Origin of the sequence: Thiohalorhabdus sp. Cl-TMA (assembly GCF_041821045.1) — a bacterium.
In the GTDB taxonomy this organism is placed as follows: domain Bacteria; phylum Pseudomonadota; class Gammaproteobacteria; order Thiohalorhabdales; family Thiohalorhabdaceae; genus Thiohalorhabdus; species Thiohalorhabdus methylotropha.
The window spans coordinates 1-1,139 of record NZ_JBGUAW010000039.1; the positions used below are offsets into that span (position 1 = coordinate 1).

1 protein-coding gene is annotated in these 1,139 nt (G+C 65.6%); it reads left to right on the forward strand.

What is annotated here, in order from left to right; genetic code table 11:
• On the forward strand, window positions 1-1,139 hold a 1,139-nt coding region (locus ACERLL_RS17765), incomplete at both ends, for a peptidase domain-containing ABC transporter (RefSeq protein ID WP_373657433.1).

Consider the following 1,139-nt stretch of genomic DNA (forward strand, 5'->3'; position numbering starts at 1 on the left):
GTGATCGCCGTGGCGCTGTTCATGTTCATGGTCTTCAGCTCGGTAATGACCTGGGTCCGGCAGTACCTGATCATCCATACCGGAAACCGCATCGACGCAGTCCTGGGCAGCCGGGTATTCGCGCACCTGTTCGAGCTGCCCCTGCGCTACTTCGAGCAGCGCTCCACCGGCACCCTGGTGGCCCGGGTGGAGGGCCTGCAGACCATCCGGGAATTCCTCACCGGAGCCGCCGTTTCGCTGTTCCTGGACCTGCCCTTCCTGGTGGTCTTCCTGGGGGTGATGGTCTATTACTCTCTGGCTCTTACCCTGATCGCGGCGAGCATCCTGGCGCTCATCGCCATCATCAGCCTGGCCATCACCCCCATCCTGCGCAAACGGCTCAACCGGCAGTTCCTCCTCGGCGCCCGTAACCAGGCCTTCGTCACCGAGTACATCTCCGGCGCGGAGACCGTGAAATCCCTGCAGATGGAGCCGCAGCTCAACCGGCGCTACGGGGACTACCTCTCCTCCTATCTGGACGCCACGCTGCACGCCCGCACCCTGGGCAACACCTACAACGTCATTGCCAATGGGTTGGAGCAGCTCATGACCCTGGGAGTGCTGTGCATCGGCGCCTACACCGTCATGCAGCGCCCGGATTTCACCGTGGGCATGCTGGTGGCCTTCAATATGTTCGCCAGCCGCCTGTCCCAGCCGGTGCTGAGGCTGGTGGGCCTGTGGCAGGAGTTCCAGCAGGCGGACATTGCCGTCAAGCGCCTTGGCGATATCATGGACGCCCCCGCCGAGCCCTACCGGGCGGTGCCCGCCCGCGCCCAGGGGCATAGCGGGGCGATCCAAATGGAGGGGGTGGCCTTTCGCTACGGCGAGGACCAGCCCCTGCTCTATGAAGACCTGGACATGGAGATCCCCGCCGGGACCTGTGTGTCGGTGATGGGCCCCTCGGGAACGGGCAAGAGCACCCTGGCCAAGCTCCTGCTCGGCTTCTACCGCCCCCGCGCCGGCCGCATCCGCATCGACGGCCACGACATCCGCCATCTGGCCGCCAACGAGCTGCGTACCCTGTTCGGGGTGGTGCCGCAGGAGACGGAGCTGTTCTCCGGCACCGTCTACGAAAACCTGACCGCCGGCAACCCGAGCGC